Source organism: Microbacterium sp. AK009 (assembly GCF_013410955.1).
Taxonomy (GTDB): domain Bacteria; phylum Actinomycetota; class Actinomycetes; order Actinomycetales; family Microbacteriaceae; genus Microbacterium.
The window spans coordinates 64,259-80,197 of record NZ_JACCCG010000004.1; the positions used below are offsets into that span (position 1 = coordinate 64,259).

Genomic DNA, 15,939 nt, shown 5'->3' on the forward strand with positions numbered 1-15,939 from the left:
CGTCTCATCGCCTCCCTCATGGACGTCGCACTCATAGGACGACCAGATCGCGCAGCGACTCGACCATCTTCTCCCCGAACCCGGAGACGGCGAGGAGGTCGTCGACGCTGGTGAAAGGCCCGTTCGCCTCCCGCCACGCGATGATCCGCTCGGCCAGTGCCGGCCCGATGCGGGGAAGGGTGTCGAGTTCCGCCTCATCCGCGGTATTGAGATTCACCCTCCCCCCGCTGGCGTCGGGAGCACCACCGGGCGCCGTCCCCGGGGGCTGTTCGAGTGAGACGTCGCCGATCTCGGCGATGATCAACTGCTCACCGTCCGCGAGGATCCGCGCGAGGTTCACTGACCGCGGCTCGGCGGACTCGGTGAACCCACCCGCGGCCGCCACGGCGTCGAGAACCCGCGCCCGGTCGGGAAGAACGTACACACCTGGCTTCGCAACGGCTCCGGCGACGTGGACGACGAGGCCCGCCGGCGACGAGGGCGAGGCCGATCCCGTCGCCGCATCAGGGACCGACACGCCGCTCGTCTCGGACGACAGAGGCACCTCGTCCACGGGGGCCAGGGCACTGCGGAAGACGCCGATCCCGACGGTGACCGCCACGGCGGTCAAGACCACCACGACCGCCGCGCCGACGCCCAGTCTGCGGGCGGTGTGGCGAGCCTCCTCGCCGTCTGCCGTCACGGTCACACGCTAGGCGCGCAGCCGCCGTGACGAACGGCACCGGCCACGATCCGTGGAGGGATCGCGGCCGGGTGTCGGTGTGCAGGAGAGGTGGCGGGACGCCTCAGTGGGTGCTGAAGCTCACGACCTTCGGCGCACGCACGATCGCACGGCTGATCTCTCGTCCGGCCAGCGCGCGCTGCACCTTCTCGTCGGCGCGCGCCTGCGCCTCGAGCGCGGCGGAATCGATCCGAGCGGGTACCTCCAACGTCGCCCGCACCTTGCCGTCGATCTGGACGACGGCCGTCACCGTCTCATCGACGAGAAGCGTCGGGTCGGGATGCCGCCACGGCACCAGCCCCACGAACGGGGCGTACCCGAGCATCTCCCACATCTCCTCGGCGGTGTGGGGAGCGAAGAGGTCGAGGATCATGGCCGTCGCCTCCGCCGCCTCGCGCACGGCGGGGTCGGCCGGTCCGGCCCCGGAATCGATCACCTTGCGGGTGGCGTTGACGAGTTCCATCAGACGCGCGACGGCGACGTTGAACTTGGTCTGCTCGATCAGGCCCGGCGCGTCGGCGAGCAGGCGGTGGGTGACGCGACGGAGAGCGACATCACCCTCCGCCCACACCACATCCGGCTCGCTGGTGACATCCTTCGCCACGCGCCACGCGCGCGCGAGGAACTTCTGGGCGCCGGTGGTCGACACGTCCTCCCAGTTGATGTCGTCCTCGGCGGGGCCGCTGAAGGCGATGGCGACGCGGACGGCATCGGCGCCGGGGTCGCGCATGCTCGCGGCGAACTCCACCAGGTTGCCCTTGCTCTTGGACATCTTCGACCCGCCGAGCAGCACCATTCCCTGGTTCACCAGGCTCGTGAAGGGCTCCGTGAAGTCGACCAGCCCCATGTCGAACAGCACCTTGGTGATGAACCGCGCGTAGAGGAGGTGGAGGATCGCGTGCTCTACACCGCCGATGTAGGCGTCCACGGGGGCCCAGCGATCGGCTTGCTTCGGTGCGAAGGCCTGTGTGGCGTCGTTCGGGGACAGGAAGCGCAGGAAGTACCACGAACTGTCCACGAAGGTGTCCATCGTGTCGGGGTCGCGGCGCGCCGGACGCCCGGTCTCGTGATCGGTGGTGCGGATCCACTGCTCCGCGCCGCCCAGCGGCGAGGTGCCGCGCGGTGCCAGGTCGAGTCCCTGCGCCTCCGGCAGCCGCAGCGGAAGCTCTGACTCCGGCACCGGCACGATGCGTCCGTCGTCGGTGTGGATCATGGGGATGGGTGTCCCCCAGAACCGCTGGCGCGAGATCAGCCAGTCCCGCAGCCGGTACGACTTCGCCGCTCGTCCCGTGCCCGCGGCCTCGAGTTCGTCGATGATGCGCGCGATGGCCGTGCGCTTGGACAGACCGTCCAGGTTTCCGGAGTGCACCATCCGCCCCTCGCCTGTGAGCGCGATGCCCGTGCGGGCGGGGTCGATGTCGGCCAGGCTCGTCCCCGTGTCCTCCGGCATGATCGGTTCGCCGTCGTCGTCGAGTTCGATGACCGGGATCGCGCCGGTGATGGGCGCGGTGGTGTCGACGACGACCCTGATGGGCAGATCGAATGCACGGGCGAAGTCGAGGTCGCGCTGATCGTGAGCGGGCACGGCCATCACCGCACCGTGGCCGTAGTCGGCCAGCACGTAATCGGCGGCCCAGATCGGAAGCCGCTCACCGTTGATCGGGTTGATGGCATACCGCTCCAGGAACACGCCCGTCTTCGGACGGTCGGTGTTCTGACGATCGATCTCGCTCTCGCGCGCCACCGAGTCGAGATAGTCCTGGAAGCGCATCCGCGCCTCGGCGGACGCGCCCGCCGCGAGCTCGGCTGCGAGGTCGCTGTCGGGCGCGACGACCATGAACGTCGCGCCGTGCAGGGTGTCCGGACGTGTCGAGAAGACGGTGACCCTCTCGGTGCGACCCTCGATCTCGAAATCGATGTCGGCGCCGACGGAGCGGCCGATCCAGTTCCGCTGCATGCGGATGACCTTCTGAGGCCAGAACCCCTCGAGCTGGTTGAGGTCGTCGAGGAGCCGATCGGCGTAGGCGGTGATCTTGAAGTACCACTGCGTGAGCTTCTTCTTGATCACCTCCGCGCCGCACCGTTCGCAGTGCCCGTCGACGACCTGCTCGTTGGCGAGCACGGTCTGGTCGTTCGGGCACCAGTTGACCGGGCTCTCCTTGCGGTAGGCGAGGTCGCGCTCGTACAGCTGCTGGAACAGCCACTGGTTCCAGTGGTAGTACTCCGGATCGCTGGTGTGGAGGATGCGGCTCCAGTCGTACGACGAGCCGTATTCGCGGAAGCTCTTCTTGTGCTGCGCGATATTGGCGTAGGTCCACTCCCGCGGGTCGGCGCCCCGCTGGATGGCGGCGTTCTCGGCGGGAAGGCCGAAGGAGTCCCAACCGATCGGATTCAGGACGTTGTACCCGCGGTGTCGCCAGAAGCGCGCGACGATGTCGACGTAGGCGTAGCTCTCGGCGTGCCCCATGTGCAGGTCGCCCGAGGGGTAGGGGAACATGCCGAGCACGTACTTCCGCGGGCGGGTGTCGCCCTCGTCCCCGGCACGGAACGGGTCGGCCGACTCCCATCGCTGCTGCCACTTCTGCTGGATGGCGTAGGGGTCGTAGCCGTTGCCGTCGGTGGGCACGGTGGTGTCGCTGGGGGGAGTCTGACTCACGGAGAGATGCCAATCGTGGTGCTCGAACGGGACATCGAGCGCGCGGAGCGCGAGATTCCCAGGTTAGCCGAGCCGCGGGGGCAGCCGGGGACGGGAGTCCGTCACCAGCCGTCCGGCAGGACGGCCCCGAGTGCCGCGAGGGGTCCGCGGGCCTTCAGCGCCACCTCGGCGACCTCCGCCGCCGGCACCGACCGCCAGGTGATGCCGCCGCCGGCTCCGACGTATGCGCCGCCGGGGTGCGACACGATCGATCGGATGATCATCGCGAGGTCCAGGCCTCCGTCATCGCCGATCCACCCGAGGCATCCCGAGAAGACTCCGCGGGGCGCACCCTCGAGCCGGTGCAGGATCGTCATCGCCGACAGCTTCGGCGCTCCGGTCATGCTTCCCGCCGGGAACGTCGCTGCGAGGAGGTCGGCGACCCGGATGCCGGGGCGCAGCGTCCCCGACACGGTGCTGACCAGCTGATGGACCTGCCGGTACGAATGGACGGCGAAGAGTTCTTCGACGGCGATGGATCCGGGTTCGCACACCCGCGAGAGATCGTTGCGCATGAGGTCCACGATCATGAGGTTCTCTGCGCGCTCCTTCTCGTCGCCGACGAGGTCGGCAGCCAGCGCGGCGTCTTCCGTCGGGTCCGGCGACCGACGCCGCGTGCCCTTGATGGGGCTCGTGCGCACGAGCGACCCCTCGACGTCGAGGAAGCGTTCGGGACTGGCGCTGAGGAGAGCGACGTCGCCCGAGCAGATGAGCGCACCGAACGGGGCCGGCGAGCCGGCGCGCAACCGCAGGTAGACCGCGAGCGGGTCGACCGGCGGGCCGGCAACGCTGAATCGGGTGGTGAGGCACAGCTGGTAGGCGTCGCCCTCCCGGATGTGCGCACGGCATCGCTCGATGAGCGCGGCGTATTCGTCGGCCTCATGGCGTGCGACCGCCGGCACGGACCGGGTCGGAGGCACCGGGTGGGTTTCCCCCGCGGAGAGGCGCGGGCCGGGGATGGCACCGTGCGCTGCGAAGTCGGCGTCGTCCACGAAGAACACGCGGCGCCGCGCGTGGTCGAAGGCGTACCACTGAGACGCGCGGAGCCACAGCGAGGACGGTGCCTCCGTGGCATCCGGATGCACCGGAGCCCCCGCAGCGGCAGCGCCCACCTCGTAGCCGAGCCATCCGACCCACCCGCCCCGGAATCGCCCCGCTCGCCAGTCCGGGGCTGCGCGCGGCTCCAGGGGCACGGCCAGGACATCCGCGGGGTCGGCGGGGCTGCCGATCCCCACCCAGCTCCAGCCGCCGGACTCGGTGGCCTCGCCGTCGAGCCAGAAGCAGTGCTCGTGGCGTCCCGCCCACTGGAGGAATGCCTGGCTCGGGTCGATCCACGCGTCGAGCTCGACGGCCACGGGGTGCACCGACATGTTCTCAGGCTAGAGGACACGCCGGACCCGTAGGCTCGAGGCGTGAACGAGATCCTCTCCGGGATCCTCGACGCCGTCCAGAGCGTGGACCCCGTCGTACGGACGGTGCTGGCGGGGATCGCCATCATGCTCGAGACGAGCGTCCTCGTCGGTCTGGTCGTTCCGGGCGACACGATCGTCATCGTCGCGGCCACGGCGGTCTCCTCCCCCTGGGAGGGCGTGATCCTCGCGGTCGTCGTCGTCCTCGGGGCCCTTGCCGGCGAGACCGTCGGGTTCTTCCTCGGGCGATTCCTCGGCCCGTGGATCCGACGCTCGCGGCTCGGTCGGTGGATCGGCGAAGACAAGTGGGCGCGGTCCGAGCGCTATCTGCAGCGCCGCGGCGGCCCTGCGATCTTCCTCTCCCGGTTCCTCCCCGTCCTGCACTCCCTCGTCCCGCTCACGGTCGGGATGAGCGGATTCGCCTACCGCCGGTTCCTCGCCTGGACGGCGCCCGCCTGCATCCTGTGGGCTGCCCTCTACGTCAGCGTCGCGTCCGCGGCCGCCGGGACCTACCGGGAACTTGCCGATCGACTCCACTTCGCGGGGTACCTCTTCGTGGGCGCCATCGTCGTCTTCCTCGTGCTCGTCTACGTCGCGAAGAAGATCATCGAACGCGTCGAGCGCCGGCACTTCGAACCCGATCCGGTTCCGGAGTCGACGGGCGAGGTCGACACCGTGAAAGACTGAGGCGATGTCTGAGACCACTCCGTCGCCCGGTGCGAAGGTGTTGTGGCTCGCTCGCCTGGAGTACCGCTTCCACGCGTGGCGGGAACGACGCGCCCGCCGCCGTGGTCAGCGACCCACCGTGGCGCCGTTCCCCGGCTACGGGGGCGTCGACTGGGTGCGTGTGCTCGGCCGCGTGCTGATCGTCCCTCCCGCCCGCACGACCGAGTCCGGCGAGTACGCCGGTGTGCGGGGGTGGCGCAGCTTCGCCTCGGTTCCCGTGGGCTACGCGCAGGTGCGGGTGACGATCGCCGGGACCGAGCACGAGGTCGTCGCCGATCGGGGCGGTGTCATCGACACCGTCCTCCCCGCGGCGCTCGAACCCGGATGGCAGACGGTGACGATGTCGGTCGAGGGCGGGGACCCCGTCGAGACCCGCCTGTTCATCGTCGCCCCGGACGTGCGTTTCGGTGTGATCTCCGATGTGGACGACACCGTCATGGTCACGGCCCTTCCGCGACCGCTGCTGGCGGCGTGGAACTCCTTCGTGGTGGATGAGCACGCCCGACAGCCCGTCCCCGGCATGGCGGTGCTCGCCGAGCGACTGGTGCGCGACAACCCCGGATCCCCGTTCATCTACCTGTCCACCGGAGCCTGGAACATCGCTCCGACCCTCATGCGCTTCCTCCGCCGGCACGTCTACCCCGCGGGCGCGATCCTCCTCACCGACTGGGGACCCACGCACGACCGCTGGTTCCGAAGCGGCAAGGATCACAAGGTGGAGAACCTCCGACGCCTCGGTCGCGAGTTCCCCGACGTCAGGTGGCTCCTCATCGGCGACGACGGTCAGCATGACGATGAGATCTACACCACGTTCACCAGCGAGAACCCCGACAGTGTGATCGCCGTGGCCATCCGACGCCTCTCCCCTGCTGAAGCGGTCCTCGCCGGTGGGCGCACCGTGGTGGACGACCACTCCGCGGCAGGGGTCCCCTGGGTGACCGGCCGAGACGGCGCCGAACTTCTCGACAGGCTCAAGGCGGTCGGCGTGGTCGTCTCCTGACGGGTGCCTCCCTCCGGGTCGGGGGCCCGTCGTAGGCTGATCGCATGTGCGGACGCTTCGTGGTGGCAAACGTCGGCTCCGAGCTCGTCGGCGTGCTGCGCGTGGACGTCGAGAGCGATGATCTGCCCGCACCGTCGTACAACATCGCACCGACCTCGTCCGTTGCGATCGTCCTCGACTCCGCGAAGACCGAACCGCCGACCCGGCGCCTCGAGCCGGCGCGCTGGGGTCTCGTACCGGGATGGGCGAAGGACGTCAAAGTCGGTGCTCGCGCGTTCAACGCCCGGTCCGAGGAGCTCGAGGACAAGCCCATGTTCCGCCAGGCGCTCGCCAAGCGCCGCGCCATCGTCCCGGCGACGGGGTACTACGAGTGGGAGCAGGTGGACGGCGCCAAGATTCCGCACTACATCCATCCCGCCGGTGGTGAGCCGCTCTTCTTCGGCGGGCTCTACGAGTGGTGGAAGGATCCGTCGAAGCAGGACGACGACCCGGCGCGCTGGTTGCTGAGCTTCACGATCCTGACGAGGGATTCCATCGGAAGGCTCGGATCGATCCACGACCGCATGCCTCTCTTCATGGATCCCGACCACGCGGATGCGTGGCTGGACCCGACGACCGAGAACGTCCGCGACGTGCTGGACGCCGCGATCGATGCGGCCCCCGCCGTCGCCGAGACGCTCGAGGACCACGAGGTCGACCGCGCGGTGGGCAACGTCCGAAACAACGGCCCCCACCTCATCGAACCGGCCGACAGCGCGGCACCGGCCGACCATGCGTCTTGACCGCGCGGAGTGGACCAGGCGCGAGCGCATCCACCGGGAGAGGGCGGACGGCCTGACTGCCGCCCACCGGGCGCGGGCCCGGCGCGGTGAGAAACATCCGGTCGAAGACTTCCTGTTCACCTACTACTCCTACAAGCCCGCGCTCCTGTCGAGGTGGCACCCCGGTGCGGGAGTCGAGCTCGCCGACGCGGCACGCGAGGCGCGAGCAGGCTGGCGTTGGTATGAGCCTGGAGCATACCCGGGAGCGCTCCGGGTGGACGACGTCGGCTTCCGGCGGTCGCGGGTCGGTCTGCTCCGCGGGATTCAGGGCCTCCTCCGCAGCACGCAGGGGCGGACGCCGGTGTTCGGCTGCTTCGGGCTCCATGAGTGGGCCATGCTCTACCGTGCACCCGAGAGGCGTCATGCGCTTCCGCTGCGCCTGGGATCGCGGGGAACGGACGAGGTGGTCGAGACGCACGAGCTGCGGTGCACCCACTTCGATGCCTTCCGCTTCTTCACCCCCGACGCGACTCCTCGGAACCGCAACCGGCTCGCGCGTGCGAGTCAGAGCGAGTTCGAGCAGCCCGGATGCCTTCACGCGGGGATGGATCTCTACAAGTGGGCGATGAAGGCGGGTCCGCTGGTGCCGGGCGAACTGCTGCTGGATTGCTTCGCGCTGGCGCGCGACATCCGAGTCCTCGACATGGCCGCCTCGCCCTACGACCTGCGCGACTGGGGATACGAGGCGGTCGCGATCGAGACGTCCTCGGGCAAGGCGGAGTACGTCGGAAGGCAGCGCGACTTCAGCGACAGGGCGCAACAGCTCCGGATGCGGTTGCGAGACGTTCTGGGGACGACGGATCAGGAGACCGGCGCGCATGAGGGGCACGGAGACATGCCCCGACCGTCGGCGGCGAGCAGCAGTCGCGCCTCGGCCACACGTGACGCCGCCTCGCTGAGCCGCTCCTCGGAGAGCTGACCGGACTCGACAGCGGACACGATGCCGTCCACGACGGCGGGGGCGGTGTCCGCCGTGGAGGAGACCACCGTCAGCACCATGTCGTTGCCCGCGGCCAGGGCGGTGACCGCGTTCGCGACGGGGTCGAGGTACGCGGGCTCCCCCGCCGACTGGAGCATGCCGAGGTCATCGGTGATGGCGATACCGTCGAAGCCCAGCTCCTCTCGGGCGATCCGGTGCCACTCCGGTGACAGCGATGCGGGCCGCGGATCGACCGCTGTGTACGAGAGGTGCCCGAACATCAGGAACTGCGCCCCGGCGTCGATCCCGGCCATGAACGGGCGCGCCTCGGCGGCGGCCCACTCCGCTTTCGGCATGTCCGTCACCGGGATGGTCGCATGCGAGTCGCCGGGGGCCGCGCCGTGGCCGGGGAAATGCTTGATGGTCGACAGTGCCGCACCCGCCTCGCCGGCAACGGCTGCACCGACGCGCTCCGCGGCGCTGCCGGCATCCGTTCCCAAGGCCCGGCGGAAGATGAACTCGCCCGGCGCCGGCGCCACGTCAGCGACGATGCCGAAGTTGACGCCGATCCCCACCCGCTGCAGCAGGGCACCGCGGGCGGCGAAGGCAGCGGCGGTGTCGGCGACCGGGGCGTTCTTCAAAGTCAGCGCCGCGGGCAGCCGGTCCCACGGCAGGCGTGACACATCCCCACCCTCCTGATCCACGGCGATCAACGCGGGGAACCCGGGGTCCACCGTCAACGCGGCGGTCACCTGTGCGAGGCTCGCCTCATCGGCCGGGATGTTCGCACCCATGAGGATGAAGCCGCCGATGCCGGTTCGCGACATGTAGGTGCTGAGCACAGCCGGGTCGGTCCCCGGTATGTGACCCATGACGACGCTTGCCGCCTTCTCGCGCAGCGTCATGGCCTCGACGCGTTCCGCGGCGAGACGACCGCGGGTGTCAGGAGGCGCCGGCCGGACTGATACGCCGACGCGATCCATAGACTCCGCGGTGGGGTCTTCCGCGGTATCGGCACCGCTCGCCGACACGCCCCCGGCGACGGTCAGTCCCAGGGCCAACGCGAGGGCGGGCAGCACACGGCTCTTCCGCACTCCCCGCTGACGTGTCACGCCACCAGCCTACGGCGCGGTCCTCGGCGCCCGGCGGTCAGTCGACCGGACCCAGCGGCACCCGCAGCAGCAGATCGTCCCCTTCCCGCGGGCTCCCCCGCCCATCGGTGTTGTTGGTCAGCACCCAGAGGCTGCCGTCGCCGGTCGCGACCGCGTCGCGCAGGCGTCCGTATCCGTCGAGCACGACGACCGGGTCGCCCTCGGCGTCGGTGCCCGTCACGTCGATCGCCCAGAGACGCTCGCCCCGAAGGCCGGTCATGAACACCGTCTCGCCGACCGCCGCTATCCCGCTCGGGCTCGCCTGCGCCGTCGGCCACACCGCCACCGGATCGATGAACAGCTCGTCCCTGGCCCTGCCCTCGGCCTCCGGCCAGCCGTAATTCCCGCCCGCGTCGACGCGATTCAGCTCATCCCAGGTGTTCTGCCCGAACTCGCTCGCCCACATCGTCCCGTCGCTCGTCCAGGCGATCCCCTGCACGTTGCGGTGCCCGAGCGTGAACACCGCCGTGCCGAAGGGATTCCCCGCCGCGGGTTCCCCGTCGGGTGTGAGGCGGAGGATCTTGCCGCCGAGCTGTGCGGGGTCCTGGGCGGCTTCGAGGTTCTGCGCGTCACCGGTCGTGACGTACAGCAGTCCGTCCGGACCGAAGGCGATGCGTCCCCCGTTGTGCGTGTTCGCTCTCGGGATGCCGGCGAAGACGACCTCCACCGAGCCGAGCGACCAGCCGACGGAGGTTTCCGTCAGCGGTGCCCGCACGACCCGGTTGTCGTCTGCTGCGCCGTGGTAGGCGTACAGCCAGTGCCGCCGGCCGTCGTCGAGGATGGCCAGACCGTGCAAGCCGGACTCCCCGCCGGAGACCACCCCTTCGATCCGCCCGAGCTCACTCACGCCCCCGTCCGGGCTGACCAGTCGGATGGTGCCGCTGTCGCGCTCGGACACCGCCAGCGCACCGTCGGGCAGCGCGGCCACCGCCCACGGCGCACGGAGGCCGCTGGCAATGGCGACGACGCCCTCAGCAACCCGCCAGCGACCGGTGGCGGCGGGGGTTCCGGGCTCGGAGGGAGACGATTCTGCGCGGGGCGAAAGGGGCTGCACCGTGCGCGGGTCGCTCGTGGGTGCGCTCGCCGGGCCCGCCGCACACCCCATGACCGTCAGCATGAGAGACATGGCGACGAGAGCGAACACAGCCGGACGACGGCGGTGGCCCGTTTCCTCCGTCATCCGGAAGCCTCAGCGATCTCCTGGCAGCGGTCATACGAGAACATCGAATGCTCTCCGTCCTAGCCGCCGCCGATTCCGCCGGACCCGCCGTCGCGGCGCTGATCGAGAGGAGATGCCTGGATGACACCCGGGTCACTGCCGCCGGGTCGTGCGCGCCGGGTCTCGTAGGTCTCCGGCTCGGGTCGGAACACGTGCACCAGCCGCTGCCAGAGAGATCGCTTCGCCGCCGTCATCACCGCTCCGTTCGTCACCCACCGGGAACTTCCGCCCGCTTCGGAGTCTATGCGGCTCCTGCGCGTCGTGGCCCGCCGGAAGCACAGGAGCGCGGTACCGTCGAAGGGGCGAGAGGGGGCCGAATGGGCGAGCGGAGACAGCGGACGAAGCAGGCGGTGCGGGTGCCGCGGCATGGGTACGCATTCGTGACGATCACCGCCCGTGACGCCAACGGCTTCGTCCACCACTTCGACGAGATCGAGACGCCCTTGGCCTCACTGCGCGAGGCGGTCGCGGTCATGCAACTGCAGTCGACGGCCACCGAGGCGGCTCACGACGCCGTGCGGGGCGCCTGAGCACGCAGCGCTCCCCCGGCGATGACCGCGTCGATGGCGTTACCCAGGTCGGGATGTGAGAACTCGAACCCCGCCCCCGTGAGAACACCGGGTAGCACCCAGCGGCTCTTCAGGACGAGCTCGGGCTCGGTCCTCAGCAGCCACATGGCGGGTTCCAGCATCCATCGCCAGGACGCAAGCCCCACCGGCATGCCGACAGCGCGGCGGAGGGTGCGCATGAGTTCGGCATTGTCGGTCGGGTGCGGACTCGACAGATTCACCGGACCCTCGAGGTCGTCTCGATCGATGAGGAACCGGATGGCACGGATAACGTCGTCGAGGTGGATCCAGCTGAATTTCTGCCGACCTCGCGTGCGATAGACGGGCGGGCCGACGTCTGGCCCCGACGGGTCGCTGCCGATCCCGCGATACCGGCGGTGGGGGAACCACGGGCCATCGTGCTGCGGACCGCCGAGACCCAGGCGGGCCAAAGTGAGAAGCAGCTTCGTCGCCGGCCCATCGCCGAGCACGATGGCCATTCGCAGGGCTACACGGCGAGTCCCGGGGAGCTCGCCGACGAAGAACTCCCGCTCCCAGTTCCGGGCGACATCGACGGAGAAGCCCTCGCCGATCCGGCCGCTCTCTTCGGTATGGGGCCGATCCATCGCGTGGGCGTAGATCGTCGCGGTCGAGGAGTTGATCCACACGCGGGGCGGGCGCGCCGCGGCGGTGATGGCGCGGCGCAGCGCCGCGGTCGTCTGGACGCGAGACCGGAGGATCTCGTCGCGATGGGCGTCGGTGTACCGGCAATTGACGCTCTTGCCGGCGAAGTTCACGAGGACGTCCGCGCCGTCCACCGCGTCGGCGATGCGGGCGGGGTCATTCCAGGAGACCGCTTCGCGCCGGCCGATGCGGACGACGTCGTAGCCGTCTGCCTCAAGAGCTTCGCACAGGGCAGCCCCGAGGAAACCGCTCGCGCCGGCCACCACTGCCCGACGCATCCGATCTCCCCCCGACGGTCTTGCAGACACCGTTGTACGACGAAGCCCCCGATCACTCGGGGGCTTGTTCGGTGGACCTGAGGGGACTCGAACCCCTGACCCCCTGCATGCCATGCAGGTGCGCTACCAGCTGCGCCACAGGCCCGGATGTCGCCTCACGAGGCAACCCCACAAGATTACTACATCGTCACGCGTGCCTCGAACCACTGCCGGCGTCCGACTCACCGGCATGGGCGGGCAGCTCGATCGGGACGATCGGGCAGTCCTTCCACAGCCGCTCGAGGCCGTAGAAGATCCGCTCCTCCTCGTGGAAGACGTGCACCACCAGGTCGCCGAAGTCCAGCAGCACCCAGCGTGCCTCCTGGCGGCCCTCGCGGCGAAGCCGCTTGTGCCCCGCCTCCAGGAGTTTCTGCTCGACCTCATCGGCGATGGCGGCGACGTTGCGCTCGCTGCGTCCCGTCGCGAGAAGGAAGATGTCGACGAGAGGGAGGGGATCCGAGACGTCGAGGGCGACGAGGTCTTCGGCTCCCTTCGCGTCCGCCGCAGCGGCGGCGATCTGGAGCATCTCTCGGGAGTTCTCCGTGGCCGTCATGCGAACACCCCGCTCACGAAGGCGAGGATGAGGACCGCGGCCAGCGCGAGGGCGAGGGCACCCGCGGTGATGGCGAGGGCGATCATGAGGCGACTGCCCTTCTCGGGGGCAGGGGGCTGGATGATCTCGCCGGGCAGCTTCACCGTGCTGATCGCCGCGCTGGCGGCGATCGGCGTGGGGGACGAATGCGCGGGCAGCTCGCCGTCGACGAGCACGGCGTCGACGTCCTTGCCGTCGGCGGTTCCCGGCGCGTGACCGGTGGAGCCGAGCCCGTCAGGCAGGTTCAGCATCCCGGTGATGATGACCTCACCGGTCGCATTCACCGGTGCCATGATCTGCGGCGAGGGCGTCTGGGAGACGATCAGAGCGTGCGGCGTGCTCGATGTCGACGCCGGTGCCCGCGTGAGGAGTTGGTCGAAAGAGGGCGGGAGATCGACCTGGACCGCCTCGGCTTCAAGGAGCTCGGCACCCAGCTTCGGGCTGACCGTGGCGCGCTCGGCGGCGGCTGTGTCGGCGTCTGGGGTGGGTGCGGAGCCGTCGTCGTGCGAGGCCGGCTCGGATGCCGCCTGCTCACCGCGCTCTGCCTCGGATGTCGTCGCCGGGCGCGGGGTCGCCTCGAGGAGGTCGGGCGTGATCACGGGGACCGACGCGGTCCGGATCCGTTCCTGCTGCCGCGCCTGTCGACGCGTGAGGGGTGAGACGCCCAGATCGACGGCGGAGTCGGCGACGGGCCGGGCGCCGATCACGGCGGGTTCGGCGGCCCGCGCCAGGGGTGCGGCGGCGACCTCGACCTTCTCGTGCGCTGTCTCCGTCGACGCCGCGGCGTCTGCAGCGTCCTGACGTGCAGACTCGATCGCTTCCTGGCTGACGACCGGAGTCGCACCGGTGTTGCGGATCTCACGCAGTTGCTTGCGGGTCAGCGGGGGGTTCGCTGGATTCTCCGTCATTCCTTGCTCCGGTAGAGGTGATGCTTGGCAATGTATTGCACGACGCCGTCCGGCACGAGGTACCACACCGGGTGGCCTCGGCGAACGCGTTCTCGGCAATCGGTCGACGAGATGGCGAGCGCAGGGATCTGCAGCTGACTCACGTCCTCGGTCGGCAGCCCCTCGGTGTCCAGGACGTGACCAGGACGAGAGACGGCGACGAAGTGGGCGAGATCCCACAGTTCATCATGGTCCCTCCAACTGAGAATCTGCGCTATGGCATCCGCCCCGGTGATGAAGAACAGCTCGGCGTCGGGACGCTGATGCTTCAGATCGCGGAGAGTGTCGATCGTGTAGGTCGGACCGGAGCGGTTGATGTCCACTCGGCTCACGGTGAACTGAGGATTGGATGCGGTGGCGATCACCGTCATCAGGTAGCGGTGCTCGCTGTCGCTGACGCGAGCCTTCTGCCACGGGTTCCCGGTCGGAACGAAGACGACCTCATCGAGATCGAACGACTGCGCCACTTCGCTGGCCGCGACGAGGTGGCCGTGGTGGATGGGATCGAATGTCCCACCCATCACCCCGATCCTCGGGGGACGCGTCGAGCTCATGCCCTCGGCCTAGTGGCCGTGCCCCGCCTTCACGATGTCGTTGGCGTGAGCCTGGGAGTAGGCCTCGGCCTTGTGGGCGTGGCGGTTGGCCACGTTGCGATACGAGGCGGTGACCAGGGCGAGAGCCGCGAAGACGACGATGGCGACGATGCCGTACCACACCGTCTCCAGCGCCACGTTCCCGTGGGACTCGGCCTCTTCGGCGGCGAGGCTGATCAGCGTCGCGAAGGTCGTCATTCGGGCTCCGTTCGTTTTCCCGGGTGCAGGCGGTTCCAGTCTAGGCGGTCAGCCGCGCACCTGCCCGGCACCCCGCGCGATCCACTTCGCGCTGGTGAGCTCGGCCAGACCCATCGGACCGCGGGCGTGAAGCTTCTGGGTGGAGATGCCGACTTCGGCCCCGAAGCCGAACTCGCCGCCGTCGGTGAACCGCGTCGAGGCGTTGACCATCACCACGGCCGAATCGACTTCCGCGATGAACCGCTGGGCGCTGCCGTCGTCCATCGTGATGATCGACTCCGTGTGCTGCGTGGAGTAGCGGCGGATGTGATCCAGCGCCTGGTCCAGATCATCGACGACGCGCATCGCGACATCGAGGCTGAGGTACTCCGCGGCCCAGTCCTCCTCGGTTGCCGGCATGCCCTGGCCCGCCAACGCCAGCACGTCTTCATCCCCGTGGACGGTGACCCCCCGGGAGACGAGGGCATCGACCACCGCCGGGACGAGCCGTTCCGCGGCCGCGCGATGCACCAGCACCGTTTCGACGGCGTTGCAGACACTCGGCCGCTGTACTTTGGCGTTGACGACGATGTCGCGCGCCCAGTCGAGCGGGGCCGTCTCATCCAGAACGATGTGAACGACCCCGGCACCGGTCTCGATCACCGGGACGGTGGACTGCGTCACGACGGTGTGTATGAGATCCGCACTCCCCCGTGGAACGAGCACGTCGATGAGACCTCGCGCCGTCATGAGCGCGCGAGCGCCGTCGCGTCCGAACGGATCGACCGTCTGGATCGCCTCGGGATCGATCCCGACGGATGCGAGAGCCCGGCGCATCACCGAGACGATGGCGGCGTTGCTCGCCAGCGCCGCACTCCCTCCGCGGAGGACCACAGCGTTACCCGAACGCAGGGCCAGCGCGGTGATGTCGACGGTGACGTTCGGCCGGGCCTCGTAGATGGCCCCCACGACACCGAAAGGCACCGACACCTTGGTCAGTTCCACGCCATTGGGCAGCGTCCGTCGATCCAGAACACGCCCGACCGGGTCGGGAAGGGCGCTGACCTCACGCACCGCGTCTGCGAGGGCCGCCACTCGCGACCGGTCCAGCGACAGACGGTCCTGGAGCGCTTCCGACAGACCGGTCTCGCGTCCGCGCCGGAGATCCTCCGCGTTCGCGGCGATGATCTCAGCGGTGGCGAGGTCGATCGCATCCGCCATCGCCAGAAGTGCGTCCCGCTTCTGCGCGTCGGTGAGAAGACCGATCGAGCGCGCGGCATCCTTGGCCTTCTCCATGCGGGAAACGGCGCCGTCATCGGAGACGGCGGGGACGGGAGTGTCGGAGGCCACGGCGTCGGAGGCCTGTGCGGCGGGAAGCGTCGACATCTTCCCAGGGTATCGAGCCGGCCTGTGCGCGTCG

17 protein-coding genes and 1 tRNA gene are annotated in these 15,939 nt (G+C 69.6%); 5 read left to right on the plus strand and 13 right to left on the minus strand.

Annotation, left to right across the window (positions count from 1 at the left end):
• Positions 1-31: 31 nt before the first annotated feature.
• The 3 genes from HDC37_RS09360 to HDC37_RS09370 form a co-directional block, all read right to left on the minus strand.
• Positions 32-682, minus strand: a complete 651-nt coding sequence (locus HDC37_RS09360) for a helix-hairpin-helix domain-containing protein (protein ID WP_179560153.1) — start codon at positions 680-682, stop codon at positions 32-34.
• Between the two features lie 103 nt (positions 683-785).
• Positions 786-3,377: a leucine--tRNA ligase gene (leuS, locus tag HDC37_RS09365; protein ID WP_179560154.1), complete on the minus strand. Its 2,592-nt coding sequence runs from the start codon at positions 3,375-3,377 to the stop codon at positions 786-788.
• Between the two features lie 101 nt (positions 3,378-3,478).
• Complete coding sequence (locus tag HDC37_RS09370; protein ID WP_179560155.1) at positions 3,479-4,786, minus strand: anthranilate synthase component I family protein; 1,308 nt, start codon at positions 4,784-4,786, stop codon at positions 3,479-3,481.
• A gap of 42 nt (positions 4,787-4,828) precedes the next feature.
• Between HDC37_RS09370 and HDC37_RS09375 the strand changes: the two genes are divergently transcribed.
• Genes HDC37_RS09375 through HDC37_RS09390 form a run of 4 tightly spaced genes read left to right on the plus strand, consistent with a single transcriptional unit; the run spans position 4,829 to position 8,291 of the window.
• Positions 4,829-5,512 (plus strand): DedA family protein, encoded by a 684-nt coding sequence (locus HDC37_RS09375; protein WP_179560156.1) that lies wholly within the window; start codon positions 4,829-4,831, stop codon positions 5,510-5,512.
• A 4-nt stretch (positions 5,513-5,516) separates the two neighbouring features.
• Positions 5,517-6,551: an App1 family protein gene (locus HDC37_RS09380; protein WP_179560157.1), complete on the plus strand. Its 1,035-nt coding sequence runs from the start codon at positions 5,517-5,519 to the stop codon at positions 6,549-6,551.
• Positions 6,552-6,595: 44 nt separating this feature from the next.
• Positions 6,596-7,333 carry an SOS response-associated peptidase gene (locus tag HDC37_RS09385; protein WP_179560158.1) on the plus strand — a complete coding sequence of 246 codons (738 nt, stop codon included), beginning with the start codon at positions 6,596-6,598 and terminating at the stop codon, positions 7,331-7,333.
• Positions 7,323-8,291 (plus strand): 3-methyladenine DNA glycosylase, encoded by a 969-nt coding sequence (locus HDC37_RS09390; protein WP_257021423.1) that lies wholly within the window; start codon positions 7,323-7,325, stop codon positions 8,289-8,291. Before HDC37_RS09385 ends, HDC37_RS09390 begins: the two co-directional genes overlap by 11 nt.
• Here the strand turns inward: HDC37_RS09390 and HDC37_RS09395 are convergent.
• The 3 genes from HDC37_RS09395 to HDC37_RS09405 are packed head-to-tail and all read right to left on the minus strand — an operon-like array spanning position 8,174 to position 10,873.
• Positions 8,174-9,403, minus strand: coding sequence for a glycoside hydrolase family 3 N-terminal domain-containing protein (locus HDC37_RS09395; RefSeq protein ID WP_308472159.1), 1,230 nt, complete (start codon positions 9,401-9,403; stop codon positions 8,174-8,176). The genes HDC37_RS09390 and HDC37_RS09395 overlap by 118 nt on opposite strands.
• Positions 9,404-9,440: 37 nt before the next feature.
• On the minus strand, positions 9,441-10,622 hold the full coding sequence (locus HDC37_RS09400; RefSeq protein ID WP_179560159.1) for a sorbosone dehydrogenase family protein: 1,182 nt from the start codon (positions 10,620-10,622) through the stop codon (positions 9,441-9,443).
• A gap of 59 nt (positions 10,623-10,681) precedes the next feature.
• Positions 10,682-10,873 (minus strand): hypothetical protein, encoded by a 192-nt coding sequence (locus HDC37_RS09405; protein WP_218869723.1) that lies wholly within the window; start codon positions 10,871-10,873, stop codon positions 10,682-10,684.
• 105 nt (positions 10,874-10,978) lie between these two features.
• On the opposite strand from HDC37_RS09405, the gene HDC37_RS09410 reads away from it, so the two are divergent.
• Positions 10,979-11,191 (plus strand): hypothetical protein, encoded by a 213-nt coding sequence (locus HDC37_RS09410; protein ID WP_179560161.1) that lies wholly within the window; start codon positions 10,979-10,981, stop codon positions 11,189-11,191.
• Here HDC37_RS09410 and HDC37_RS09415 read toward each other — a convergent pair.
• The 7 genes from HDC37_RS09415 to HDC37_RS09445 form a co-directional block, all read right to left on the minus strand.
• On the minus strand, positions 11,167-12,171 hold the full coding sequence (locus HDC37_RS09415; RefSeq protein ID WP_179560162.1) for an epimerase: 1,005 nt from the start codon (positions 12,169-12,171) through the stop codon (positions 11,167-11,169). The genes HDC37_RS09410 and HDC37_RS09415 overlap by 25 nt on opposite strands.
• A 72-nt stretch (positions 12,172-12,243) precedes the next feature.
• Positions 12,244-12,316, minus strand: a tRNA-Ala gene (locus tag HDC37_RS09420).
• 42 nt (positions 12,317-12,358) lie between these two features.
• The gene (gene rsfS, locus HDC37_RS09425; protein WP_179560163.1) at positions 12,359-12,763 is read right to left on the minus strand and encodes a ribosome silencing factor; all 405 of its coding nucleotides are present in this window, start codon (positions 12,761-12,763) and stop codon (positions 12,359-12,361) included.
• Positions 12,760-13,710, minus strand: coding sequence for a hypothetical protein (locus HDC37_RS09430; RefSeq protein ID WP_179560164.1), 951 nt, complete (start codon positions 13,708-13,710; stop codon positions 12,760-12,762). The genes rsfS and HDC37_RS09430 overlap by 4 nt, the downstream gene beginning before the upstream one ends.
• Positions 13,707-14,303: a nicotinate-nucleotide adenylyltransferase gene (nadD, locus tag HDC37_RS09435; RefSeq protein WP_179560165.1), complete on the minus strand. Its 597-nt coding sequence runs from the start codon at positions 14,301-14,303 to the stop codon at positions 13,707-13,709. Before nadD ends, HDC37_RS09430 begins: the two co-directional genes overlap by 4 nt.
• 9 nt (positions 14,304-14,312) lie before the next feature.
• On the minus strand, positions 14,313-14,540 hold the full coding sequence (locus tag HDC37_RS09440; RefSeq protein WP_179560166.1) for a hypothetical protein: 228 nt from the start codon (positions 14,538-14,540) through the stop codon (positions 14,313-14,315).
• A 48-nt stretch (positions 14,541-14,588) separates the two neighbouring features.
• A complete protein-coding gene (locus tag HDC37_RS09445) occupies positions 14,589-15,905 on the minus strand; it encodes a glutamate-5-semialdehyde dehydrogenase (RefSeq protein ID WP_179560167.1) in 1,317 nt (438 codons plus the stop codon).
• Between the last annotated feature and the right edge of the window lie 34 nt (positions 15,906-15,939).